The sequence below is a fragment of the Acetivibrio cellulolyticus CD2 genome, assembly GCF_000179595.2.
In the GTDB taxonomy this organism is placed as follows: Bacteria; Bacillota; Clostridia; order Acetivibrionales; family Acetivibrionaceae; genus Acetivibrio; species Acetivibrio cellulolyticus.
In genome coordinates this window covers 1,063,512-1,088,726 of record NZ_JH556653.1, presented here as the reverse complement: position 1 = coordinate 1,088,726, position 25,215 = coordinate 1,063,512, and the positions used below count along the sequence as shown (strand labels likewise).

Genomic DNA, 25,215 nt, shown 5'->3' with positions numbered 1-25,215 from the left:
TACCTGATTACAATGTAACAACACCAGAAGATACAGCAGTATCAGGAACAGTAGTTGGAGCAGATGTGGACGGAGATACACTTACATACGCTAAAGCAACTGATCCAGCAAACGGAACAGTAACAGTAGCAGCGGACGGTAAATGGACATACACACCAAACAAAGACTACAATGGAACAGACAGCTTTACAGTAGAAGTAAGTGATGGAAAAGGCGGAACAGCAATAAGTACAATAACAATAGATGTAGGCGGAAGCAACGATGCGCCGACAGTACCTAACTACAGTGTAACAACACCAGAAGATACAGCAGTATCAGGAACAGTAGTAGGAACAGATATCGATGGAGATACACTTACATATACGAAAGCAACTGATCCAGCAAACGGAACAGTAACAGTAGCAGCGGACGGTAATTGGACATATACACCGAACAAAGACTACAACGGAACAGACAGCTTTACAGTAGAAGTAAGTGACGGAAAAGGCGGAACAGCGATAAGCACAGTAACAATAACAGTAACTCCAGTAAATGATGCGCCAACAGTACCTGATTACAGTGTAACAACACCAGAAGATACAGCAGTATCAGGAACAGTTGTAGGAAAAGACATTGATGGAGATACACTAACATACACAAAAGCAACTAATCCAAAAAACGGAACAGTATCAGTAGCTGCAGATGGTAAGTGGACATACACACCAAACAAAGACTACAATGGAACAGACAGCTTTACAGTAGAGGTAAGTGACGGAAAAGGCGGAAAAGCAATAAGCAAAGTAACAATAACAGTAACTCCAGTAAATGATGCACCAACAGTACCTGACTACCACGTATCAACGCCAGAAGATACAGCAGTAACAGGAACAGTAGTAGGAAAAGACATTGATGGAGATACACTAACATACGCTAAAGCAACTAATCCAACAAATGGAACAGTAACAGTAGCTGCAGATGGCAAATGGACATATACGCCAAACAAAGACTACAACGGAACAGACAGCTTTACAGTAGAAGTAAGTGATGGAAAAGGTGGAAAAGCAATAAGTAAAATAACAATTGATATAACACCTGTAAAAGATACAACACCACCAACGCCAACACATAATGACCCTGTAATAACTGAACCCAAGGATGAAGATGTTCCGGCGGCAGCAAAAATAAAAGCCGACCTTGCTGTTTTGATAGACTCATCAACAATGAGAGCAGGAGAAAACAGCAATGTAATATACACAATTACATACTTTAATAAATTAAGTACTGAAGTAAGTAATACCTTCGTACAAGTAAATGTACCCGATTTGATGACATTTGTTAAAGCTGAAAACAATGGAAAACTAGTCGGCAATGAAGTTGTATGGGATATAGGTACTCTAAAAGGTAATGCAAAGGGAACAGTGAGTTTTACCCTCAAAGTTAAAGATCTTGCTGTGCAAGAATCAACTGTATCTCTAACTGCAAAGATATATACCAAGTATGAAAATACAGAACTTATAAATCCAAATGATGATGAATCAAAAATCGAAACATTTATATTTGCAAATGATTCTGAATTTGTTCATACAAGGTTTATATTAGGTTATCCTGATGGAACCGTTAAGCCAAAAGGAGCAGTAACAAGAGCAGAAGTTGCAGTAATATTTGCAAGGATACTCAATTTAAAAGATAAAGGTCATGTAAAGGGAGTTAAGGTATTTAATGATGTAGATGTAGACTTCTGGGCTGCAGAACACATTGAAGCCGTTGCTGAAGTTGGTCTATTCAAAGGGTATGAAGACAATACATTCAGGCCAAATCAGCCAATAACAAGAGCAGAACTTGCTACAGTAATATCTAAGTACTTAAGGATTACAACTTATCCTGAATATAGTGTTTTGGCCAAATACTTTACTGATATATCTGGACATTGGGCAGAAGCTAATATTGCAGAGATATACAGATATGACATAATTAAAGGGTACGAAGATAACACTTTCAGACCTAACAATACAATAACAAGAGAAGAAACAATAACAATGGTAAATCAAATGCTTCATAGAGGTCCATTAACAAACATAAAACCATCATTCCCTGACAATTTAGAAAGCAATTGGTCTTTTGGTCATGTGGAAGAAGCAACAAATTCTCATAAATCATATTATAATGAGAATGGAAGCGAAACGCTTGTAGAAATTATTCCAGAAGGTATATGGTAAAATATTAAATAAAGAACACCAAAAAGATAATCCCTGTTCATATGAAATGAATGGGGATTATTTTTTGTATAAATTATGAAAGTTTCCCATAAAAATAATAAGTTAATATCAAATAATGAATCTTGATTTATTTTAGATTGATGTTTTATAGTTGATTTGTAATATGAGGTTTCAAAAATAGGGACCTCACTGGAAATAATTTAGGGTGGAGACAATCAATAGTTGTACAAAAAGAGCTATAGCTAAGACAACACAAGTACCAATACTGCTTTTCTTCATATTACTAACATCCCCTTTTAAATTATGTAAAAAATGTATATATAACTGATGCATTAAAAATAATACCAGAAGTTCTCAGCGGAGTCAATAACTTGTTCTTGGCGTTTTAAATTTATTTAGGTTATTATGGCTCGCATTTTCTGCTTTTTCCGGACATTATATATCACCAAAATTTTACTTTAAAGAACAAAAGTGGCGCTTTTAAGAGTTGGAGATAGATTATAAATTACTCTGCATTGTTCTTTAAAAATAAGTAGGGTAAATAAAATCCCTTGTAGACCGGATAAAACCGATTTACAAGGGATTATTCGATCTACTAATATTCCTTGACTAAAAGAGCTCTGACATATCCTCTGTCTTTATTTGTTGATTCTATATAAAAGCCTCTTCCGTAATAAAATCTGATTAGGTCCTTATATGTTGAGGCAGTATGCAAACTGACTTTTTTTATACCCCTTGCCAACATCAGCTTATCTACAAGGTTCATAAGGGATTTGCCAATACCTATATTGTGGTATGCAAGGCTTACACCAAACCTGCTTATATAAGCAGTATTATCAGGTAGAATTTGAACCCTTATAGCTCCTACAGGAGTGTTATCAATGAAAGCAACAAATACTTCCTTGGACATAATGTCTCTCGTGATATCTTCCAAAGACTCATCCAAAGCTTCCATAGAGCCCTTAAGACCTGTATCTTCCATATATTTTTTGAATGCTTCCCGTGTGATGATTTGTATAGCTTCTACATCATCAACGGTTGCTTTTCTTATAATGAACGAATAATTCATTTTGACCTCACAATTCTTTTACTTATCCATTAAGAGAGCCATTATTGCCTTTTGAACGTGAAGCCTGTTTTCTGCTTCGTCAAACACAACAGATTGTGACCCGTCTATAATTTCCTCAGTTACCTCATAACCTCTATATGCAGGAAGGCAATGGAGGAAAATAGCATCTTCCTTTGCTTTTGCAAAGAGATTTCCATCAACCTTGTACGGCTCAAAAATCTTGATTCTAGATTGTTTTTCAGACTCCTGACCCATACTTACCCAAGTATCTGTATATACAACATCTGCATCCTTTATTGCTTCAACAGGATCTTCTGTCAGAATAATGTTTGAGCCTGATATTTTAGCAGCTTCCTTGGCTTCGGATATAACCTGTTCATCGCATTGATAACCTTTTGGAGAGCCGATTGCTACGTCCATACCAACTTTGGAACAACCATGAAGCAGTGAATTGGCTATATTGTTTCCATCACCGAGGTATGCCATTTTTAAACCCTTCAGAGTTCCTTTGTGTTCATAAACAGTGAAGAGGTCAGCAAGGATCTGACATGGATGCATCAAATCGGTAAGACCATTTATTATGGGGATATTTCCGTACTTTGCAAGATCTTCAACATCACTGTGAGCAAATGTTCTTATCATTATTCCATCTATGTATCTTGAAAGAACCTGTGCAGTATCATAGATTGTTTCACCTCTGCCGATCTGGATATCGTTTGAGCTTAAAAACAATGCATACCCGCCCAATTGATACATACCTACTTCGAATGAAACTCTTGTTCTTGTGGATGATTTTGTGAAAATCATACCTAGTGTCTTGCCTTTCAAATAATGATGAGTTACACCTTCCTGCTGCTGCTTTTTTAGTTTTTCTGAAAGGTTTAATATTTGTTCTATTTCTTCTAGTGTTAAATCGTTAAGACTTATTAAATGATCCATAGCCGACTCCTCCATATAAAATAATTTTGTTATAATTAATTCTCAGTTGATATGCATGAGTTTATTTATCTATATCAATGATTTGTTTAGTTCTATAAGACGAACTCCCCATTAAACTATATTTATAATTATACAGAAAAATGTATAAAAATGCAACACTTAAAGTGGAAAATTTAAATGCGCGTTAACTATATAAAACATATTAGTATTAAAATGTAAGTTTGGAATAAAAAATAAAACACCCTCCACATATGGAATTGATAGATCAATGTATTAAGGAAGGTGCTTTTTTATTGAATTAAGGAAGTTTTCTTTCATACGTGACTTTTCTTCCTCTAAGACAGAGAAGAAGGCGTAAAGAGAATTGTTGTTTTCTTCCTGCATATCAGTATAATGCATTCCGTAGTCAATATATGAATCATACTTGCTCTTTCGGTTAATATTGCCCTTAGCATCGATTGTGTTTTTATTGGGAAGATATATAGTCAAGTTAAGCTGTTCGGTGCCTATTTCAAAATGTTGCTTAGAGTAAAATGCCATTCCGGTCAAACTAATATCATGTATGATTGCAAAATTTTCTTCTCCACTGCTTTCGGATTTTATATTAGCGGCCAAATATACATCGTATCTTGGAAAAACCCTTGAGTTTTTTAAGTCTTTTATACTTTCGATGTTTACCTTTATATGGCTGGGAAACTGTGGTTGGATTTCGCCTACAGTACCGATAAACAGATATTCCATTTCCTCGTTTGTAAGTTTAAGAGTTATAGCCTGACCTGGCATTATTATATTTTCTAAAAATCCGGTTATTAAAGCTATTGATACAGATTTGTTTTCAACTTTATATACAATATTCTGATGCCAAACATTACTTGTTGAAAGCTTGGTATAGATAAGGGTACCTTCTTTTAATATTGTATTGAGCAAATCTTTTCCCAAAATAATCAATCCTCCTGTGTAAACCAATGTGATTAACTGAGTAATCAATTGCTTGAATAAACGCTAAACCTAACTTGTGTATTTCATTTGCACAATAGCCTAATAATTGCAGTTTTCACAATGATATGAATAAAGAAAATAATCAACTATATTATATATCATTAACTAACATTTTAAAAGTATATTGTTATATAAAAGTACTAATATTATGTACACACTTTACCATTTTTATTATATTCTAAATAACTACCAAAAATCCTTCAAAAAAAAGTAATTTTATAATTTTTCACTGTTATGATATGGAACCTTTTCCTTCATGATCATAGTTCCAATTCCTCTGTTTGTGAATATTTCAAGCAAGAGACAGTGAGAAATTCTGCCATCAATAATATGCGTTCTTCCTACGCCCTTTTCCAGAGCTTCTATGCACCCTAATACTTTTGGGATCATTCCGCCGTCAATAACTTTTCTTTCAATAAGATCATGCGCTTCATGGGTGGTTAGGGCAGTTATAATATCATTGCTGTCTTTGTTCATCTTAACACCCTCAATATCTGTAAGGAGCATTAACTTTTCTGCCTGCAGAGCAGCTGCAATTTCACCTGCTACAGTATCGGCATTTATATTGTAGCTTCTACCATCTTTACCCACTCCTATAGGAGCAACAACAGGTATATACTCGTCTTTTGCGATTAATTCGATCAGTTTCGAATTGATATTGGTTATTTTGCCTACATATCCTAAATCTACTTCATTTCCATCAACAGTAGTTTTATATTGTTCACATTCTATCAGGTTGCCGTCAATACCACATAAGCCGATAGCATTGCCACCCATTTTATTAAGAAGGGATACGATTTCCTTGTTTGTTTTTCCCACAAGCACCATTTGAGCTACTTCCATAGTAGAACTGTCAGTTACTCTTAAACCATTTACAAATTGGCTCTTTATATTAAACTTATCCAATGCTTTATTTATTTCAGGTCCTCCGCCGTGTACAACTACAGGGTTCACACCAATATATTTAAGTAGTGTTATGTCTTCCATAACGGAGTTTTTAAGTTCATCGTTAATCATGGCATTTCCGCCATATTTTATTACAACAGTTTTTCCGGCAAGTTTTTGTATATAAGGCAAAGCTTCTATAAGAATTTCTGCTTTTTTGATTATAGTTTCCATTGAAGTTTCCATTTAAATTCCTCCAGTAATAATTATGTATTGGGAGAAATATAACTTCCGCTTTTTCACGTGTACTATTTGACATCAAAAGTGAATTTGTAGTGGAAGTTATATTTCATCATTGCTATAGATATAACCCGGGGTTAGAAAGACCAGTGTGTTCGGGAAATCCACACATTATATTGAGGTCCTGAACGGCTTGACCGGCGGCACCTTTTCCGAGATTATCCACTGCTGATAAAATGATAACACGGTTGAGTCGTTTATCTACAACAATACCTATATCAATATAGTTTGAGCCAGCAACATGTTTTGTTTCAGGAAGGTTGCCTTCATCCAGTATCCTAACAAAGAATTCATCCTTGTAGAATTCCTTATACAGGTCAATCAACTCTGAAGCTGACTTATCGCAGGATAGATTAGCATAAATAGTGCTAAGCATTCCTCTCTTCATAGGAGCAAGGTGCGGAGTAAACGAAATCATAATTTCTTCACCGGCTAGCAGTGACAACTCCTGTTCAATTTCTGATGTATGTCTGTGAGTAGACACTTTGTACGCCTTAAAGCTCTCAGTGCATTCACAGAACTGATTGGCCAGCTCAGTACTTCTGCCTGCGCCAGTTACACCTGATGCAGCGTCAATTATAATATTTTTAGTTTCTATTAGTTTATTTGAAAGCAAAGGGGCAATACCTAAAATAGAACATGTTGGATAGCATCCGGGATTCCCGATTATTTTTGCAGTTTTAATTGCTTCGCGGTGAAGTTCAGGAAGTCCATAAACAGCAACATCCAATAGCTCAGGCATGCCATGTTTGGTATTATACCATTTTTCATATACTTCTACATCTTTATAACGGAAGTCGCCGCTGTGGTCGACAATTCTTTTGCCCTTTTCAATGAGCTTTGGTATAACATCTTGAGATACTCCATGAGGGAGTGCAGTTATAAATATATCAGCTTTTTCCGAAATTTTATCTATATCAAGTTCTTCGCATTCCATATCGAATACATTTCTTAAGTTCGGATAAACGTCAGAAATTTTTTTTCCGACAAAACTTTGGGATATTACAGTGCTTATATTGATTTCGGGGTGATTTTGAAGAAGTCTTACTATTTCTATTCCAACATAGCCTGTAGCCCCTATTATTCCTACATTTATCATAGTATTTTCCTCCTCTTATTGCTATATGATTTATAATTATACAAAACTATGTATAAAAATTCAATATTATTTATAAATATTCATGGTGAAATATTTAATTTGGAAAAGCCATATTTTCAAGATGTTTGTATAGAGTTTATGCAAAGTTACTAATCTACAAAAATAAATTTTGTTAAAAAGTATACTAGTTGGGGGTTGGCTAAAGTGTTATATTTAATATGTAGAATAGATCGGAATAATTGGGAGGGGAAAAGATGGCAAGCGTTAAACTAAAAAACATATTCAAAAGATATGCAGGTGGGGTTACAGCTGTTAATGATTTTAATTTAGACATCGAGGATAAGGAATTTATCATATTGGTAGGTCCTTCTGGATGTGGAAAGACTACAACTCTTAGAATGGTTGCAGGTCTTGAGGAAATTTCAGAAGGTGAATTGTATATAGGAGACAAACTCGTTAATGATGTTGCTCCTAAGGATAGAGATATAGCAATGGTTTTCCAGAACTACGCTCTTTATCCACATATGAGTGTATTTGACAATATGGCATTCGGATTGAAACTCAGAAAGTTGCCAAAAGATGAAATTAAGAGAAGAGTTCTTGAAGCTGCAAAGATTCTTGACATAGAACACTTACTTGAAAGAAAGCCAAAGGCATTGTCCGGAGGTCAAAGACAGAGGGTTGCGCTCGGTCGTGCTATCGTGCGTGAACCAAAAGTATTCTTGATGGATGAGCCTTTGTCAAACCTTGATGCTAAATTAAGGGTTCAGATGAGAACTGAAATCAGTAAATTGCATCAAAGACTTCAGACAACAATCATATATGTTACTCATGACCAGACAGAAGCCTTGACAATGGGTACAAGAATTGTTGTTATGAAAGATGGATATATTCAGCAGGTTGATACTCCATCAAGCCTTTATGAAAGACCAAACAATATGTTTGTTGCAGGATTTATAGGAAGTCCTCAAATGAACTTTATAAATGCAAAAGTTGAAAAACGTGGAGAAGAAATGCACCTTCTGTTTGGAAGAGAAGATATCAAACTTCCAGAAGGAAAAGCTAAGAAACTTGAAGGCAGTGAATATATAGGTAAAGAAGTTGTTATGGGTATCAGACCTGAAAATGTTCATGACGAAGCTATGTACCTTGAAACACTTTCAGACAGCATTATAAGTGCTCAAGTTGAGGTTGTAGAAATGCTTGGTTCTGAAACATTGCTTTACTTGGTAGTTGATGAAATTGACTTTGTTGCAAGAGTTAACCCAAGAACTAAGGCAAAACCTGGCGATACTGTCAAACTTGCGTTTGAGACTAATAAAATCCATTTGTTTGATAAGGAAACCGAGAAGACAATAATGAATTAATTGACATAACAAAATTTGATATAAAGGGAAAGATTAAAATTAATCTTTCCCTTTTAAATTTTTTGTGTATAATTATATATGTACTACAAATCCCTTATTAATGATGGACTTATTTTTGATATATCTTAATAGAATGATAGGGGGGATAAAATTGGCCGTTAAGCTTTATCAAAGTTTGGTTAATCAAGTAAAAGATATAGTTAATGAAGAGTTCGGTATTATGGATGACACTGGGCTTATTTTGGCGTGCTCAAATGAAAAGGTTATTGGTCAGAATAATGCTTTGGCTCTTGAAGTAATGAGATCCAAGGATCAGTTTGTTGTTATAGACGGACAGTCTTTTCTTAAGGTTTATATAAAAAGCAAACTGGAATTTATTACTTTTATAAACTCACAGGATAAGGAGAATTACAAATACCTGTCTTTGATATCAGTAAATGCAATTAATATGAAAACTTATTATGAGGAGAAATATGATAAGTTAAACTTTATAAAAGGAATAATAATGGATAATATTCTACCCGGTGATATTACTCTTAGGGCTAAGGAACTTCATTTAGCTAATAATGTCAAGCGGGTTGTTTTTCTTATAAATACGGAAAAAGCCAAAGATATATATACCCATGAAATAATTGAAGGATTGTTTCCAGGGAAAAACAAAGACTTTGTAATTATTTTGGATGATGAGAGTACTGTTTTAGTTAAGGAGATTAAGCAGGAATTTGATTACAAGGAAATAACCAAGACATCAAGGATAATTATTGATACTCTTTCTTCAGAGCTTGTGAAGGCTAAAGTTGGGGTGGGTACTGTTGTAGATAATATAAAGGATATTGGCCGCTCATATAAGGAAGCTGAAATGGCATTACTTATTGGGGGGATATTTGATGATGACCAGCCCGTTAATGATTATAACAGGTTGGGGATAGGAAGGCTGATTTATCAACTACCTACAACATCATGTACTCTTTTCCTTAATGAGGTTTTTAAAGACGGGTCTTTTGAATCGCTCGATTCGGAAACAATGTCTACTATACAGAAATTCTTTGAAAATAACTTAAATGTAAGTGAGACATCAAGACAGTTATATATCCATAGAAATACTCTGGTTTATAGGCTGGATAAAATTCAAAAGATCACAGGACTTGACTTGCGAATGTTTGATGACGCTATAATTTTTAAGGTTGCTATGCTTGTGAAAAAATACCTTGATAGTAATAAAAGGTTTATGTAGACACGAGCAATATTTTCATCACAGTAGAGATTAACGGCAAAAGAGGGTTTTTAAGGGGTGTGTAGAATATATAATCTATATATTGCACTGTTTTTAGGAGGTTAAAGTGGTAGAATTCAGATCAGTTACAAAGGAATATTCTAATGGAACTGTGGCACTTAACAATATAAATGTTAATATAAACAAAGGTGAATTTGCTTTTATAGTAGGACAGAGCGGTTCTGGAAAATCTACTATGCTAAAGCTTATCTTAAAGGAAGAGGATCCTAGCGAGGGAGAAGTTTTTGTAAATGGGTATAATGTTTCAGCATTGAAGAGGAAGGAGATACCATACCTCAGAAGAAGTTTGGGTGCTGTTTTTCAGGATTTTAGACTTTTACCCAACAAGACAGTTTATGAAAATGTTGCTTTTGCAATGCAGATTACAGAAGCTCTTCCTAAGGAGATCAGGAGACAGGTACCGATGGCATTGGCTTTAGTAGGACTTAGCAAAAAAGCAGATGTATATCCCGGGCAACTTTCAGGAGGGGAACAGCAAAGAGTAGCTTTAGCAAGGGCTCTGGTTAATAATCCTGCACTGCTTATTGCTGATGAACCTACAGGAAATTTAGATCCTGAAACTTCCTGGGAAATAATGAAGCTACTTTCCGAAGTTAATTGCAGAGGTACAACTGTGATTGTAGCCACTCATGAGAAGGGAATAGTAGACTCAATGAAGAAGAGAGTAATTGCTATTGACAAAGGTTCTATAATCAGGGATCAGGAGAAAGGACAGTACGGAGATGAAGTTAAGAACAACCAAGTATATAATTAAGGAAGGTATGATAAATACTTATAGAAATGCCCTGATGTCTCTTGCATCTATAGGTGTTGTTACAGCTTCAATGATTATATTGGGTGTATTTCTGGTAATTACAATAAACTTAACACATAATACGGAGATTTTGAAGGCGCAACCCCAAATGCAGGTTTTTTGTGATCCTGAGTTAGATGACAGGCAGGTTATAGTCATTGAACAGGCTATTAGAACTGACTCCAGAGTTAAAGAGTATACATTTGTCTCAAAAAAGGATGCTTTTTCGAAAACAAAAGAATTGCTGGGGAACGATACGGATGTATTGCAGGGCCTTGAAGAAAGTTTTTTACCTGCTTCGTATGTTGTTGAATTAAAAAATTCTCAAGATGCGCAGGCTGTAGTTGAATCGTTCAAGGAAATTCCAGGTGTATCAAACGTAAGGTATTCCCAGAAAACAATAGATATGATTTCGAAGGTAGCAACCTGGGTTCAGGTCGGAAATGCTGCGCTGATAATTATTTTACTTGTTGTAGCTATGTTTATTATATCTAACACCATTAAATTAACGGTATTTGCTAGACGAAAAGAAATCAGCATAATGAAATATATTGGGGCAACAGATTGGTTTATAAGGTGGCCATTTGTCGTTGAAGGTGTTATAATAGGTTTAATTGGTGCAGTAATAGGATTTATAGTTGTTAGTATCGCTTATGGAACGTTTGCAAGCAAGTTTTCTGCAGGTGTTAACATTATCAAGCTTGTTAATTTAGGAGACCTTCAATTTGAAGTGATTTATATCTTTTCATTGGTAGGTATTGTTGTAGGCGCTCTGGGGAGTACTATTTCCATTAGGAAATATCTGCGTGTTTAGGGCATGTGACAAAATAATCCTTTTCATAATTCTCTCTTTAGACGCTGTTTCTTCGAAATAGTCTATGGGAAAAAGAAAGGTTGGTTATAGTCGAAGTCCTTAGAAATCTAACAAAGGAAAAAAGTTATACTAGGAGGTAGTAAACGTGAAGAAAGCTTTATGCATTTTTATTTCTATTGTAATGGTTACGTCACTTATGATGCCGGCTTTTGCTGATAAGCTCACGGATGCTAAAAGACAGAAAAGAACTGTTGATAAAAAGATCAGCGATTTGGCCAAGCAAAAGAAGACCGAAGAGAAGAAATTAAAATCAGCAAAGGAAGTAAAAGAAGAATTAGAATCAGCACAGAAAAAAGAGAATAAAGAATATCAGGGGTTATTAACTAAATTAAATGAAATAAATGATGGCATAATAGACCTCGATGAAGCAATTGCGGCTAGTGAACAGGAATACAATGATAAGATGGAGATCTTAAAAGTACGATTGAGGATAATGTATGAAAATTCCGATTTTACATATATAGATACACTGGCAGAATCAAAGAATGTTGTTGATTTCTTAGAAAGACTTGAATTGGTATCAACAATAAGTAAAAAAGATAAAGAGATAATTGATGGAATTAAAGAAGTTAAGACTGATATAGAGTACAAGAAACAAGAAGCAACTAATGAAAAAGAAAAGTTTCAGGAAATTGCTAATCAGTCTTTGAAAACGATAAATAACTTAAGTGCTTCAAGAGCAAATGTAGACGAAGAGATAAGGGATATTAATTCACGCCTTGATAAACTTGAAGATGAAGAAGATAAGCTGCTGAGTCAATCAAATGCTTTAGTAAACCAGATTAAGAATCTTCAGAGAAAAGGATCATATGCAGGTGGAAGTATGACCTGGCCATGTCCTAGTTCTTCGAGGGTATCCTCTTATTATGGAAATAGACTGCATCCTATACTCAAAAAGTATAAAATGCATACAGGAATAGATATTTCGGCAAACCAAGGTGTTTCAATAGTAGCTGCAAATAAAGGAACTGTTATTATGGCAGGTTGGCAAAGTGGATACGGAAATACAGTAGTAATTGATCATGGAGGAGGCATAACAACCTTATATGCTCACTGCAGTAAGTTGCTGGTTAGTGTCGGTGAGACAGTAAAAGCAGGCGAAACTATTGCTAAAGTTGGAAGTACCGGGATGTCGACTGGACCACATCTGCATTTTGAAGTGAGAAAAAATGGTTCTACAACTGATCCTTTAAGATATGTAAGTAAATAGTAAAATAAAATGAACCTATAGGTTTGTGCAATAGGTCCGGATAACTCCGGACCTTATTTAAATTTTTTTACAGGAAGATGAGCTATTATATTATTAAATCAACAAGCATATGATATAATGATTAAGGCTTTTAAAATAGTAACATTAATTTAAAATTAGCTTGACTTATTACAATATAAATCAGACCCTAGGGGGAAATAAAGGGAGTGTTCAGACTTTGGAAAAAAACATATTTACCGGAAAAGTTTTACCGATTATTGTTGCAGTTATAATGACAAATGCTATTACTGTGCTGGGGTTTTTATTATGGCACTATTTCAATCCGAATTATGTAGTTATACCTGATGTTACCACACAGGATCAAGCAAATGTTGCGGAGTTTAATCCAAACTATGCAATCCAGTTTAACAATAAGAATGTCCAATATGAAAATGTAAAGAAATTTGATAAAGTAAGGGATTTACTTGAAGAATACTACTATAAGGATACTAATGAAAATGAAATGCTTGAAGGTGCAATTTCAGGCATGACAGAAGCCTTGAATGACCCTTATACAGTATATTTTACAAAAGATCAAATGAAACAGTTTAGTGAAAAGTCACAGGGTAGTTATGTAGGTATAGGAGTACAAGTGCAAATGGATGAAAATGGTCTTCTGACAGTAGTGGAACCTTTTGAAGGGTCGCCAGCACTTGAGTCAGGTGTTGCCAAGGATGACAAGATAGTGAAGGTTGACGATAAGGATGTTACAACTGTTAGAGATGAAGATATGATCATAAGCATGATTAAGGGGAAAGAGAACACAAGTGTTAAGATAACAGTTTACCGACCATCTGAAGGGAAATATCTGGACTTTAACGTTACAAGGAAAAAAATAAAGGTTGTAAATATAAAAAGTGAAGTGTTGGCAGATAATATCGGATATATAAAGATTTCGATGTTTGACAGCGAGATCTCTAAATACTTTCAAGAACATTTAAATGGCTTACTCGAAAAGAATATAAAAGGACTTATAATTGACTTGAGGGATAATCCTGGAGGTGATTACGACCAGGTTTCATCAATAGCAGACAGGTTGGTACCTGAGGGGTTAATTGTTTACACAGAGGATAAGAAGGGAAATAAACAGGAGAAAAAGTCAGATGCAACTGAGTTGAATGTACCAATAGCAGTATTGGTAAATGAAAATAGTGCAAGTGCATCCGAGGTTCTTTCGGGAGCGCTTAAAGATCACAATAAAGCCACTTTGGTTGGAACAAAGACTTTTGGAAAGGGCCTTGTTCAAGCAGTAGTTAATCTGGATGATGGTTCAGGTCTGAAAGTTACAATTGCCAGGTATTTTACACCTTCAGGTGTATGCATACAGGGTGTAGGTATTGAACCAAATGTAAAAATTGAGGTTCCGGAGAAATATAAGGGTACAGCTGTATCCCAAATTCCAAGGGCTGAAGATAACCAACTTCAGAAAGCTATCGAAGTGGTTAAAGGGGCTATTAAATAACAGATTATATACATTTACAAATCAAAATTTAAATCATAAATGGAATACGTATAAAAGGCGTATTCCATTTTTTGTGTATATTTGGGTGAATTATGTACATAATACTGTTAGGAGGTGTTAATAAATGAAGGATGTAGACGAAAAATTAAAATATGAGGTAGCAAATGAGCTTGGATTGTTTGAAAAGATTAAGAAAAACGGTTGGAAGAGCCTTACTGCAAAAGAAACAGGCCGTATAGGCGGATTGATGACAAAGAAAAAAAAGATGCTCCAAATGGAAAAGGGCCAATAGATATGCATACATAATAAAATTGCTCTTTATATGTTTATCGCAATGGTATTTACTGCAAAATTGCAGATTGCCACTGCGATATATTATTTTGTAAGGATTTTTTGATTGTTGCTCTGATTGTTACTGCTGTCTTGATATGTTATAATGAAAAAGTTGAAATTTTCTTTGATGGGGGTGGAACCAATTTACTCTAACTTTGCTTATATATATGACAAGCTCATGTATGATATAGATTATACAAAATGGGCAGATTATATTGAAGAAATATTTAAAATTAATAATCATAAACCATCGTTGATCCTTGATTTGGGGTGTGGCACAGGCAATTTTTGCATTGAAATGGCTAAAAGGGGCTATGAGATGATAGGTATTGATATGTCGACCGATATGTTAAGCTGTGCTAAGTTTAAGAGTGAAGAGCAGGGGTTAAATATTTTATATCTGAATCAGGATATGACTAACTTTGAGTTATATGGTACTGTTGATACAATAGTGTGTCTTATGGACAGTCTTAATTATATACTCTACAAAAAAGATATAAAAAGAATGCTTAAGCTTGTAAAAAATTATTTAAATCCGGATGGATTATTCATTTTTGATATAAATACACCTTACAAATTTGAAAATATATTTGGAGAAAATGTGTTTTATGATATTTCTGATGAAGCAACCTACATATGGCAGAACTATTATAACAAAAAGTCAAAGGTTTGTGAGTTTGAATTGACTTTTTTTATCAAGGATTCCGAGTGCTATAAAAAGCATGATGAAGTCCATTATGAAAGGTCATACGATAAAAATGAACTCAAAGACTTGATAAATGATAGCGGATTAAAGCTTTTAAATATATATGATGAGTTAAAGTTAAGCTATCCTTCTAAAAAAAGTCAAAGAAATTTCTATGTATGTAGAGCCAACAAGATCTGACGTATTTTATAACAAGTTTATTTTAAGTTAAATTTATGTTGGAGGTTTTATGGCGTTTTTTGAAGACGTATATGAGGTAGTGCGGAAAATTCCGAAAGGTAAAGTTGCAACATATGGTCAAATTGCTAGAATACTGGGCCAGCCAAGGCGAGCTAAGATTGTTGGGTGGGCGTTGCATAAAAATCCATACTTTGGTGATGTGCCGTGCCACCGTGTAGTGAACAGAAACGGGGAAATTAGCTCGGGGTTTGCATTTGGAGGTTTGATGGAACAAAGAATATTGCTTGAAAATGAAGGTATAATTTTCGAAAAAGACGGCAAAATAAATTTGAAAAAATATATTTGGGAGCTTTAGAAATGCCATTAATTTTATAAATATAAAAATTATTGGATTGACAAGCTATAGCAAATTATGATAAACTGTTAAAGATTTAGTAATCGCATGGAAATATGCATGCTAAGTTAAAGTATCTAGTTCAGGAGGAGTGCAGGATGGAGAGAGGAAGAGTTAAATGGTTTAATGCTGAGAAAGGATTCGGCTTTATCGAAAGAGATGGCGGAAATGACGTTTTCGTTCATTTTTCAGCAATAAACATGGATGGCTACAAGACATTAGAAGAAGGTACAGAAGTTCAGTTTGAAGTTGTTGAAGGTGCTAAAGGACCTCAGGCTTCAAATGTAACAAGAGCCTAATCGGTGTCTTAAAATATTATATAAAGATGGCCGAACTCACCCCGGTATATTATATACCGGGGTTTTACATTTCTAAAAGTATATTTTTGAGATAGTAGAAAACAATAATTCAATATTTTTGTAGAATTTAAAACTTAATTTTTGTAATATATAATATGGATAAACGATTGTAATTTTAACAAAACTATGGTTTAAGGGGAAGGGATAGTTTTTATGGAAGACTATGTAATTAGGGCGACAGCGGCAGAAGGTACTGTTAGAGCAATTGCGGCAATTACTACAAATATGGTAAAGGATGCAATGAATATTCATGGGTTATCTCCGCTTGCTTCCGTTGCATTAGGAAGGACAATGACTGCTGCTTCATTAATGTCTACATTTTTGAAAGGCTCGAAGGATACACTTACTATTCAGATAAAAGGAGATGGACCTCTTGGTGGAATTGTTGTAGTTTCTGATTCAAGCGCAAATGTTAGGGGCTATGTACACAATCCATTAATTTATTTACCGCTTAATGAAAATGGTAAATACGATGTTGCAGGAGCAATCGGCAGCAATGGATACCTTAATGTTATCAGGGATCTTGGACTAAAAGAGCCATATATTGGATATGTTGATCTGGTAACAGGGGAAATAGCTGAGGATATTGCATATTATTTTGCTTCCTCTGAACAGGTGCCTTCTGTAGTAGCTTTAGGGGTACTTACAAATTCCGAAGAGTTTATTCTTAGTTCAGGTGGATTTATAATTCAACTTATGCCTGGTGCTGACGAGAATACAATTAGCCTTATTGAGGAAAAAATAAGCGGAATACCTTCTGTAACGAAGCTCCTTTCGGAAGGAAAAACTCCTGAAGATATTCTTGAACTCATTCTAGGCGATATGAATCTAAAAATCGGAGAAAAAGCTCCATGCAAATATCAATGTAATTGCACTAGAGAGCGTATGGAAAGAAATATAATGAGCCTTGGCAAAAACGAAATAATGAGTATGGTTGAAGAACAGCACGGTGCTGAAACACAGTGCTATTTCTGCAATTCCAAATATCAATTTTCAGAAAAAGAATTGCTGGATTTAATTGAATAGGGGCATCAATGTAAAGGATAATTTATAAGGAATTTTGTAGAGAATAAAAATGTATAAGAATGAGTTGTAAGACTGTGTAATAAAGAGTATATGAAAGCTTTTTAAAGGAATAAAACAATAAATTTAAATTAATAGCATTTTGGGTGTTGACTTAAGCTGATTAATTTTGTATACTATCAATTGTCGCTGAAACGCGATACGGTGGTGCGGGCGCTTAGCTCAGCTGGGGGAGCACCTGCCTTACAAGCAGGGGGTCATAGGTTCGAGCCCTATAGTGCCCACCATAAATTGGCCCGGTAGTTCAGTTGGTTAGAATGCCAGCCTGTCACGCTGGAGGTCGAGGGTTCGAGCCCCTTCCGGGTCGCCAATTTGCCCAGATAGCTCAGTCGGTAGAGCAGAGGACTGAAAATCCTCGTGTCGCTGGTTCGATTCCGGCTCTGGGCACCAAAGATTCCTGCATAGCAGGAATTGATTATGCGGGTTTAACTCAGCGGTAGAGTGTCACCTTGCCAAGGTGAAAGTCGCGAGTTCAAATCTCGTAACCCGCTCCAAAATAATACAGGATAGAGTTGCTAAAGTCAGAGAAGATATCTGACTTTTAGCATCTGAATCCAGTAAAAATATGGCGCCATAGCCAAGTGGTAAGGCAGAGGTCTGCAAAACCTTTATCCCCCAGTTCAAATCTGGGTGGCGCCTCCAATGATACCAAGCCCTCAAGGGTTTGGTATTTTTCATTATGAGGGCAAATACCGACACTTTACCGACAACCCGAAAAGTTACCGACATTTCTACCGACAGAAAACGGACAAATAAAAAAGCCCCTATACGGAGCCGGATGTTTGATACTCAATTTGCTTTGTTCCCTTGCTGCTTATCCTCACTCTGGGGATATAGTTTGTCCATATGTACTGCTGCTTCCTCATCACGTTTTTTGAAAGCATGTGCATAAATACTTAATGTTGTATTACTGCTGCTATGGCCGAGCCTCTTAGCGACAGATACAACATCCTGTCCGCAGGAGATGAGATAGGATGCACTGGTATGCCGTAGCCCGTGGAAGGTGATCTTGGGTAGGTCTGACTTATCGATGAATGCCTTCCATTGTTTAGATAACCTGTTAGGGTACATAGGTGATCCGTCTGCTCTGGTGAATAATCTATTAGGCCTGCCATCATATTCCCTTTCAGCTTTATCCTTGATATTACCTCCCTGCCATTTGTTTCCCAGCTTCACTTTACTGACTTTTTTCTCATATTCCAGATGAGAGATCATATCCATAACAGGTCTTGGCATCGAAACAATACGCTTAGAAGTTTCATTTTTAGGGTCTTTTGTGAATACGCCCTGTCCAGGTATATACTGACCTGCTTGTCTTATATCTATTGTGCATTTATCATAATCAATATCAGACCACTCCAACCCAAGTAATTCACCCAAGCGGCACCCAGAAGCAAGAGTGACATGGACGGCAGTTTTAAATTGAATGTCTGTATCTTCAAGAGCAGCAATAAGGGAAGATATCTGCTCTTGATCGTAATACTTAGGTTCTTTCTTCTTAACATGTGGCACATCGGTTCGGGTGATTGGGTTTTCCTTTATTAAGCCTTTTCTGAAAGCTGTTTGCAGTATGGTGCCAATTAATCTGTGAATATGCTTTATAGTTTGCTCAGATAGGCTATAATCTTTTATTTTTTCAGTTCCATCCTTTTTTCTATATTTTCTCTGCTTCAGCTCCCGCATATTATTATAAGCAGTATCAAGCAGCAAGGCATTTATCTCTTCCAGCTTATAACCACCTATCTCAGGAATGATATGCAGCCGGAGAAGATTGCAGTACCGATAGAACGTCAGGGGTGCTAGTTCCCGCTCCTTACTTTTCTTCCATTCCTCAGAATACTGGGCGAATGTGTACTTTGTTGGGGCTTGGAAGTTGCCAGATTCAACCTCGGCAACAAACAAGGCCAATTGCTTCTCCGCATATTTCTGTTGCGCCTCTGGGGTTTTCCCTTTTGCTTGAATAGTCTTGTATGCTTTATTACGCTTGCCGCCCCCGGTGTGACCTTTGCTGACTTCAAACTGGAACTTTCCGTTCCCAAGATCTCGCATGTAGCCTGGCATTATTATTCCTCCTCTGTGACCGCCCTTGCCTGTGACTCAAGTTCTTTTCTTGATTCATCGAATACCTGATCAATTTCTTTCAGTATTTTCTCTTGCAGATCCCTATTGACTTTATCTATACGACTTAATATCGGTGTAGTTTTAATCCTGATTTCATAAATCCTAGATGCTGCTATCTCATTAATAGATTCATAATTCCAATACCTCGGATCCCAGTTTTGCTCCAAACAATTCTCCTGCGTTTTCTCATATTCTTTATCCACTAAATCAATAAACTTATAGTATTCGTTAAATATCTCTTGTAATGTATCAGAATAGGCATCGTGCTCCAGTAAATACTCCGTTTTTTGCCCAAGATCAGAGTGGCTAATATTTGTTCTCCCTAATAGAAAATCTGTAGATACATTAAAATAATCTGCAAGTTTCAAAAGGACCCCATAACTCGGCTCTCGTTCACCAGCTTCATAATTTGATATGGTTTGATTTTTTACTCCTAATATTTCAGCCAGTTGATGTTGGTTAATTTTATTTTCCTCACGTAGCTGTTTTATTCTCTGACTCATAAGGGAATTTGCTTTTTCTTTTCTACGCATACTACACATCCTTTCATAGGTATTTTATCAAAATGTGAGCATAAAGTCAACGCATAGCATATGTTTGCTGTTGACATTTGCTAACGTTTATATTATAGTGTAATAAAAATATGCCGAATGTTGTACAAAATATAGTAAAACAACAAAGTGTGAATATAATTAAAAGGCTAGGAGGTGTGCCATATGAGAACTATAATTGCAAAACCGGATAATATCATTCAAGCTCGCTTAAAAAAATGTCTCAGCATGAGGACATTATCTAAAGAGGCTGATGTTGATGTCGCAACAATACATCGAATAGAAACTTGCAAGACTAAAAGCGTATCAGTTTCTACAGCCGGGAAGATTTGCAAAGCATTGGAAATCGACTTCGATGAAATATTCCAGATCATAGAGGGCTAGATAGGGGAGGTGCAAATAGTTATGGCTAAGCGTGAACTTTTTACAATAACAGAGCTTGTTGAATACATGGATGGAAAACTAACTAAGGATACTGCAGGAAGACTTACAAGAGAAGGAAAGATTCCTTATATAAAATTTCCTGGTATAAGGAGATACTTTTATGATCGAGAAGCTATTGATAACTGGCTGAGCGAACTTCAATCCAATTCTGTAGTGGTTCCTGATAATAAAAATGCTTTGAGAATGGTCAGGTGATGACATAATGCTTGAAATATCATTTGGGAAAAACCGCTCAGATACCAATTGGAAACCAGACTATCCAGAGTGGGCAGATCTAGTTGATCGTTTTAAAAGAGTACGCCGGACTAATGAAACTATGGCCGAATATGATGTTATGGCGAAGGAGAATCGAGACAGAATCAAAAATGGCCCAGCATTTGTTGGTGGTTTCATTAAAGGCGGGCGTAGGAAAAAGGAAAACGTTGAGAACAGATGGCTTATAACGTTAGATGCTGACAACGCAGACAATAACTTCATATTTACATCAAGCCTTATGCTCGATGGCACTGCTTATGCTATATATTCAACTCACAGCAGCAGACCAGATAAACGAAAATACCGCTTGGTAATACCCGTTGATCGAGCTATGTTGCCTGACGAGTATGCAGCAGTAGCTCGAAAGATGGCAGACAGAATCGGAATGGCATACTTCGATAAAACCACATTCGACGTACATCGGCTTATGTACTTTCCTAGCTGTTCCAAGGATGCAAAACCAGAATTATCTATTGGAGAGGGCGAGCCTTTAATAGTAGATGATGTATTGAACGAATACGCAGATTGGAGAGACCCCTCAGAGTGGCCAAAGCATCCAGACAGTGAGAAGTCGATTAATGCAGAACTCAAGAAGTTAGGTGACCCTGAAGAAAAGCCCGGTGTTATCGGTGTGTTCTGTAAACTGTACAGCATCCAAGATGGTATAGAAGCATTCATCCCAGATGTATATCTACCAACTACATCGGATGACCGTTGGACTTATGCTGGAGGCTCTACCTTCGGAGGCATGCGAATATATGATGATAAATGGATGTACAGCGAGCACCAAAGCGACCCAGCCAATGATGGGCATTGTCATAATGTATTTGACCTTATACGTATACACAAGTTCGGGCATCTGGATGAGGATGTGAAAGAGCACACTCCTAGCAGCAAATACCCAAGCTATAAGGCTATGATGGAGTTTGCGGCGAACATCCCGGAGGTAAAAAGGGAGCGTTTGGCGGATGTACAGGATGACTTTGAAGCTATTGGCACTGATCCTGATGATCCTGACGCATGGAAAATACATCTTGAAGTTGAAGCAAAATCTGGCATACCATATCCAACATCGAAGAATGCTGAATTAATACTTAGAAGTGGGGCTTTCAAGGATGTAATCGCCTATGATGCGTTTGGTAATACAGAGGTAGTTAAGCAAGATCTACCATGGAGAAAACGAGAAAGACCAAACCAAGAGTACGAGCCATGGCTTGGGTCCGATGACAAACGAATGCTGCACTATTTCGGAAAGCACTATGGCTTCAAATCAGCTGCAACAGTTCAGAACGCATTTACAGAAGTGGTACACTCCAACACATTCCACCCAATAAAGGATTATTTGGAATCAGCGATATGGGATGGAACACCTAGAATAGATTATATCTTTCGTGATTATCTTGGGACTCCCGACGGGGTCTACGAGCGGGAAGTATCTAGAAAAATACTTGTAGCAGCCTGTAAAAGGCTTTATGAGCCAGGGTGCAAATTTGATGAGGTTGTAGTTCTGGTAGGTCCTCAGGGATCACATAAAAGCAGTTTTATAGCAAGACTAGGAGGCGAGTGGTTTTCTGACAGTATCAGAAACTTTGATAATAAAGAAGCAGGCGAGCATTTGCAGCGTGCTTGGATTATTGAACTACCTGAGCTATCAGCCTTGAAAAAAACAGAATCAGAAGAAACAAAAGCCTTTCTATCGAGAACTACAGATCGTTATAGAGTTGCTTATGATCGAGTTGTTTCTGACTTTCCGAGGAAATGCGTATTTTTTGGAACAACCAACACCTTTGATTTCTTAAAGGATAATACCGGAGGACGTCGGTTTTGGCCTATAGAGGTAATTCCACAGAATCGTAAATATATCCATTTTGATCATCTTACCGATGCACTACTGGCACAGATATGGGCTGAAGCTTTGCACTATTATAAGAATGGTGAATCTGTAAGGCTTTCACCAGAAGCTGACGCTATCGCAAAAGAACGACAGGAAAATCATACAGAGATAGATCCAAGGCTAGGTAAGATTATGGAATACTTGGAAACGCCAATCAGCGATAACTGGGCACAGATGGATAAATATGAACGTAGAAATTACTATGCTTCACCAAATGGGAATATTCGCCGAGATCGGGTTAGTGCTATAGAGATATGGGTCGAGTGCATTGAAGAGAATGGAAGTATACCTAATTGGGAAGCGAGGGCAATTATCGGACTCTTATCTCGCATTCCGGGATGGGAACCATACAAAGCCAATAAAGGTCAAGCGAAAGTGCCGGGCTATGGTCTTCAAAAGGTATATGTTCGAACACAAGATAGGTAAGTCGACAGGTAAGTCGAGGTAAGCGGAAAGAATTTCCAGAGGTAAGTCGAGTAAGTGGATGGTAAGTCGAAAAAACAAGTATCGACTTACCGGGTGCAATCCAGTAAATACAATGGGTGTAGCCTTGTTGGTAAGTCGAGTAAGTAGATATTTAGTAAAAGTAATGAAATAGAGAATAAGTAGTGTATAGGCATATAAATATACACTTAAAGTAACTTAAACGTTATGTATATATAGGAAGCATAAGAATTCACTTACTCGACTTACCAAAAATGATGTAACCCTTATATTTACTGGATTGCATCGGTAAGTCGAGAGAAATAGATGGAGGTGCAGCGATTATGGAAAAACAGAAAAAGCCGGATCCTGACGCATGGAAAGCACATCTTGAAGTTGATGCAAAGACCGGGAGGCCACTCCCAACTGCTATTAATGCTGAATTAATACTAAAAAGTGAGTTCAAAGATATACTCGCCTATGATGCTTCTAATAACATCGTAGTTATAAAGGGTCCGCTTCCATGGCGAGATAGGGAAAGTCCCGATCAAGAGTATGAACCATGGCTTGGTTCAGATTACAATCGTATGCAGCATTACCTTGATAAAACATACGGATTCAGGTCAGAAAAAACTATAAAAAATGCTTTTATAGAAGTGACACGGCGAAATAGCTTCCATCCTATTAAAGACAGAAAAAAGCAGAAAGAGCCCTTGTTAGGCAATCGGATGAAAGCCGCTCTCGAATATCTGGGGGACTCCTACAAAATCAAAATGATTGATAAAGAAGACTGTATATACATCTATATAGGCAATGGCTATGATATTGAGGTTTCTGGGATTGCTCATTCACGAAAAGGCGTTTGCAATTATGTATGTGTATGGAATATGTCAAGAAGGCTATCAGTGGATTATATATGGTATCCGCAGTCATTACTAGAGCTTAAGCACATCCTTGATAGCCTAGTAAGCAAGTATGGTAGGAGGTCAAAATGAGTAATGAGGAACTTGTTCAGAAAATCAAATCAGGAGAAAAGGACTTCATGACCGACCTATGGGATCAGGTAAGACGATTTATCCATAAACAAGCGTACTTATTTATACAGCGTAGCGGTAATACAAAGGTTGAATTGGATGATCTTGTTCAATCTGGATATCTGGCTTTGTGTAGTGCAATAAAGAACTACGACCCTGATGCAGGATGTTCATTTATAGGATATTTAAGCTTCTACCTCCGACACCAATTTAGGAAAGAGATAGGAACCCGAACTAGCCGAAGGGATGTATTACTTACAGCAGAATCACTAAACAAACCAATCTCAGAAGATAATGACGAGTTGCACTTAATAGATGCTGTACCTTGTCCAGAGGCTGAATTAGCATTTGATGATATGCTCGAGCAGTTAGAACATCAACGTATTATGAATATTGTTTTTGAGTGCATGCAAAGGCTTTCACCAAGGCATAGAGATATTTTAATTCTAGCTTATTTGAAGCAAGCAAAACAAGACGAGATAGCGGAACAGTTGGGCATTGTATATGGCAGTGTTCGTCGAATTAAAAAAGATGCCTTGAGAGAATTAAGGAAAAAGCCCGCAATAGCTAGAATTCAAGCAGAACGTATATTGGATGGACTTACTAACTTCTATAAACGTAAAGGGTACACAGCTTTCAATTCAAGTTTTAGTTCAGCAGTGGAAGACCTGGTACTTAAAAGAGAGGAACTAGCTAGAAGGGCGGATATTTGGGATTATGAATCCTTGCGTAGGGGCTTCTAATTCAAGTTTTGGGGTGGTTATCATGAAGTGTATTTAATCGGCCTTCGGTATGAGGCATTAAAGAGCATACTGAACCTGTTTTTCGCATCAGTGAATGAAAAAGCGGTACCGTGATTTTTCTTGTGTGTGTTGTCCTGGGTGCTGGACGTTAAAGAGAACACCCTACCCGG

General features: G+C 36.6%; 24 protein-coding genes and 5 tRNA genes. 22 read left to right on the top strand and 7 right to left on the bottom strand.

All coding sequences use genetic code 11. The features are described 5' to 3' along the window. On the top strand, nt 1–2,195 hold a 2,195-nt coding region (locus ACECE_RS26840; RefSeq protein ID WP_010245943.1), incomplete at its 5' end, for an S-layer homology domain-containing protein. Nucleotides 2,196–2,790: 595 nt separating this feature from the next. Here ACECE_RS26840 and ACECE_RS0206920 read toward each other — a convergent pair. The 5 genes from ACECE_RS0206920 to argC form a co-directional block, all read right to left on the bottom strand. Then, on the bottom strand, nt 2,791–3,264 hold the full coding sequence (locus ACECE_RS0206920; RefSeq protein WP_010245941.1) for a GNAT family N-acetyltransferase: 474 nt from the start codon (nt 3,262–3,264) through the stop codon (nt 2,791–2,793). 18 nt (nt 3,265–3,282) lie between these two features. Continuing rightward, nucleotides 3,283–4,203 (bottom strand): ornithine carbamoyltransferase, encoded by a 921-nt coding sequence (gene argF / locus ACECE_RS0206915; protein ID WP_010245939.1) that lies wholly within the window; start codon nt 4,201–4,203, stop codon nt 3,283–3,285. Between the two features lie 273 nt (nt 4,204–4,476). Beyond that, nucleotides 4,477–5,142 (bottom strand): PilZ domain-containing protein, encoded by a 666-nt coding sequence (locus ACECE_RS0206910; protein ID WP_010245937.1) that lies wholly within the window; start codon nt 5,140–5,142, stop codon nt 4,477–4,479. Nucleotides 5,143–5,418: 276 nt separating this feature from the next. Beyond that, nucleotides 5,419–6,333, bottom strand: coding sequence for an acetylglutamate kinase (gene argB / locus ACECE_RS0206905; protein WP_010245935.1), 915 nt, complete (start codon nt 6,331–6,333; stop codon nt 5,419–5,421). A gap of 112 nt (nt 6,334–6,445) precedes the next feature. Then, nucleotides 6,446–7,486 carry an N-acetyl-gamma-glutamyl-phosphate reductase gene (gene argC / locus ACECE_RS0206900; protein ID WP_010245933.1) on the bottom strand — a complete coding sequence of 347 codons (1,041 nt, stop codon included), beginning with the start codon at nt 7,484–7,486 and terminating at the stop codon, nt 6,446–6,448. A 254-nt stretch (nt 7,487–7,740) separates the two neighbouring features. Here argC and ACECE_RS0206895 point away from each other — a divergent pair, with 254 nt between their 5' ends. The 16 genes from ACECE_RS0206895 to ACECE_RS0206820 all read left to right on the top strand — a co-directional run bounded on the left by ACECE_RS0206895 (nt 7,741) and on the right by ACECE_RS0206820 (nt 18,222). Beyond that, the gene (locus ACECE_RS0206895; RefSeq protein WP_010245931.1) at nt 7,741–8,853 is read left to right on the top strand and encodes an ABC transporter ATP-binding protein; all 1,113 of its coding nucleotides are present in this window, start codon (nt 7,741–7,743) and stop codon (nt 8,851–8,853) included. 151 nt (nt 8,854–9,004) lie between these two features. Then, complete coding sequence (locus ACECE_RS0206890; RefSeq protein ID WP_010245929.1) at nt 9,005–10,087, top strand: helix-turn-helix domain-containing protein; 1,083 nt, start codon at nt 9,005–9,007, stop codon at nt 10,085–10,087. A gap of 106 nt (nt 10,088–10,193) precedes the next feature. Next, nucleotides 10,194–10,901, top strand: coding sequence for a cell division ATP-binding protein FtsE (gene ftsE, locus ACECE_RS0206885; RefSeq protein ID WP_010245926.1), 708 nt, complete (start codon nt 10,194–10,196; stop codon nt 10,899–10,901). After that, nucleotides 10,870–11,754 carry a permease-like cell division protein FtsX gene (gene ftsX, locus ACECE_RS0206880; protein WP_010245923.1) on the top strand — a complete coding sequence of 295 codons (885 nt, stop codon included), beginning with the start codon at nt 10,870–10,872 and terminating at the stop codon, nt 11,752–11,754. Before ftsE ends, ftsX begins: the two co-directional genes overlap by 32 nt. A 145-nt stretch (nt 11,755–11,899) precedes the next feature. After that, nucleotides 11,900–13,024, top strand: coding sequence for a murein hydrolase activator EnvC family protein (locus ACECE_RS0206875; protein WP_010245920.1), 1,125 nt, complete (start codon nt 11,900–11,902; stop codon nt 13,022–13,024). A 217-nt stretch (nt 13,025–13,241) separates the two neighbouring features. Continuing rightward, nucleotides 13,242–14,525 carry a S41 family peptidase gene (locus ACECE_RS0206870; protein ID WP_010245917.1) on the top strand — a complete coding sequence of 428 codons (1,284 nt, stop codon included), beginning with the start codon at nt 13,242–13,244 and terminating at the stop codon, nt 14,523–14,525. Nucleotides 14,526–14,649: 124 nt separating this feature from the next. Next, nucleotides 14,650–14,817: a small, acid-soluble spore protein, alpha/beta type gene (locus ACECE_RS0206865; protein ID WP_010245914.1), complete on the top strand. Its 168-nt coding sequence runs from the start codon at nt 14,650–14,652 to the stop codon at nt 14,815–14,817. A gap of 168 nt (nt 14,818–14,985) precedes the next feature. Then, nucleotides 14,986–15,744 carry a class I SAM-dependent DNA methyltransferase gene (locus tag ACECE_RS0206860; RefSeq protein WP_117385790.1) on the top strand — a complete coding sequence of 253 codons (759 nt, stop codon included), beginning with the start codon at nt 14,986–14,988 and terminating at the stop codon, nt 15,742–15,744. A 49-nt stretch (nt 15,745–15,793) separates the two neighbouring features. After that, nucleotides 15,794–16,099 (top strand): MGMT family protein, encoded by a 306-nt coding sequence (locus ACECE_RS0206855; RefSeq protein WP_010245900.1) that lies wholly within the window; start codon nt 15,794–15,796, stop codon nt 16,097–16,099. A gap of 137 nt (nt 16,100–16,236) precedes the next feature. Further along, entirely contained in the window at nt 16,237–16,437 is a 201-nt protein-coding gene (locus tag ACECE_RS0206850) for a cold-shock protein (RefSeq protein WP_010245897.1), read from the top strand. 213 nt (nt 16,438–16,650) lie between these two features. Next, nucleotides 16,651–17,523 (top strand): Hsp33 family molecular chaperone HslO, encoded by an 873-nt coding sequence (hslO, locus tag ACECE_RS0206845; RefSeq protein ID WP_010245894.1) that lies wholly within the window; start codon nt 16,651–16,653, stop codon nt 17,521–17,523. A gap of 208 nt (nt 17,524–17,731) precedes the next feature. Continuing rightward, nucleotides 17,732–17,807, top strand: a tRNA-Val gene (locus ACECE_RS0206840). A gap of 6 nt (nt 17,808–17,813) precedes the next feature. Further along, nucleotides 17,814–17,890 (top strand) — tRNA-Asp (locus ACECE_RS0206835). A gap of 4 nt (nt 17,891–17,894) precedes the next feature. Next, nucleotides 17,895–17,970, top strand: a tRNA-Phe gene (locus tag ACECE_RS0206830). Nucleotides 17,971–17,999: 29 nt separating this feature from the next. Further along, a tRNA-Gly gene (locus tag ACECE_RS0206825) sits at nt 18,000–18,074 on the top strand. A gap of 73 nt (nt 18,075–18,147) precedes the next feature. Continuing rightward, nucleotides 18,148–18,222 (top strand) — tRNA-Cys (locus tag ACECE_RS0206820). Between the two features lie 147 nt (nt 18,223–18,369). On the opposite strand, the gene ACECE_RS0206815 is transcribed toward ACECE_RS0206820, so the two are convergent. Both ACECE_RS0206815 and ACECE_RS30040 read right to left on the bottom strand, forming a co-directional pair. Further along, nucleotides 18,370–19,641: a tyrosine-type recombinase/integrase gene (locus tag ACECE_RS0206815; protein ID WP_010245891.1), complete on the bottom strand. Its 1,272-nt coding sequence runs from the start codon at nt 19,639–19,641 to the stop codon at nt 18,370–18,372. Nucleotides 19,642–19,643: 2 nt separating this feature from the next. Then, complete coding sequence (locus ACECE_RS30040; RefSeq protein ID WP_010245887.1) at nt 19,644–20,234, bottom strand: helix-turn-helix domain-containing protein; 591 nt, start codon at nt 20,232–20,234, stop codon at nt 19,644–19,646. A 183-nt stretch (nt 20,235–20,417) separates the two neighbouring features. Between ACECE_RS30040 and ACECE_RS0206805 the strand changes: the two genes are divergently transcribed. The 5 genes from ACECE_RS0206805 (at nt 20,418) to ACECE_RS0206785 (ending at nt 25,045) form a co-directional block, all read left to right on the top strand. Beyond that, nucleotides 20,418–20,636: a helix-turn-helix transcriptional regulator gene (locus tag ACECE_RS0206805; protein WP_010245884.1), complete on the top strand. Its 219-nt coding sequence runs from the start codon at nt 20,418–20,420 to the stop codon at nt 20,634–20,636. 21 nt (nt 20,637–20,657) lie between these two features. Then, nucleotides 20,658–20,891: a helix-turn-helix domain-containing protein gene (locus ACECE_RS0206800; protein ID WP_010245881.1), complete on the top strand. Its 234-nt coding sequence runs from the start codon at nt 20,658–20,660 to the stop codon at nt 20,889–20,891. Between the two features lie 7 nt (nt 20,892–20,898). Beyond that, nucleotides 20,899–23,271, top strand: a complete 2,373-nt coding sequence (locus ACECE_RS0206795; protein ID WP_010245879.1) for a virulence-associated E family protein — start codon at nt 20,899–20,901, stop codon at nt 23,269–23,271. Nucleotides 23,272–23,612: 341 nt separating this feature from the next. Next, complete coding sequence (locus ACECE_RS0206790; RefSeq protein ID WP_010245876.1) at nt 23,613–24,263, top strand: hypothetical protein; 651 nt, start codon at nt 23,613–23,615, stop codon at nt 24,261–24,263. Next, nucleotides 24,260–25,045, top strand: coding sequence for an RNA polymerase sigma factor (locus ACECE_RS0206785; RefSeq protein WP_010245873.1), 786 nt, complete (start codon nt 24,260–24,262; stop codon nt 25,043–25,045). Before ACECE_RS0206790 ends, ACECE_RS0206785 begins: the two co-directional genes overlap by 4 nt. Nucleotides 25,046–25,215: the final 170 nt, after the last annotated feature.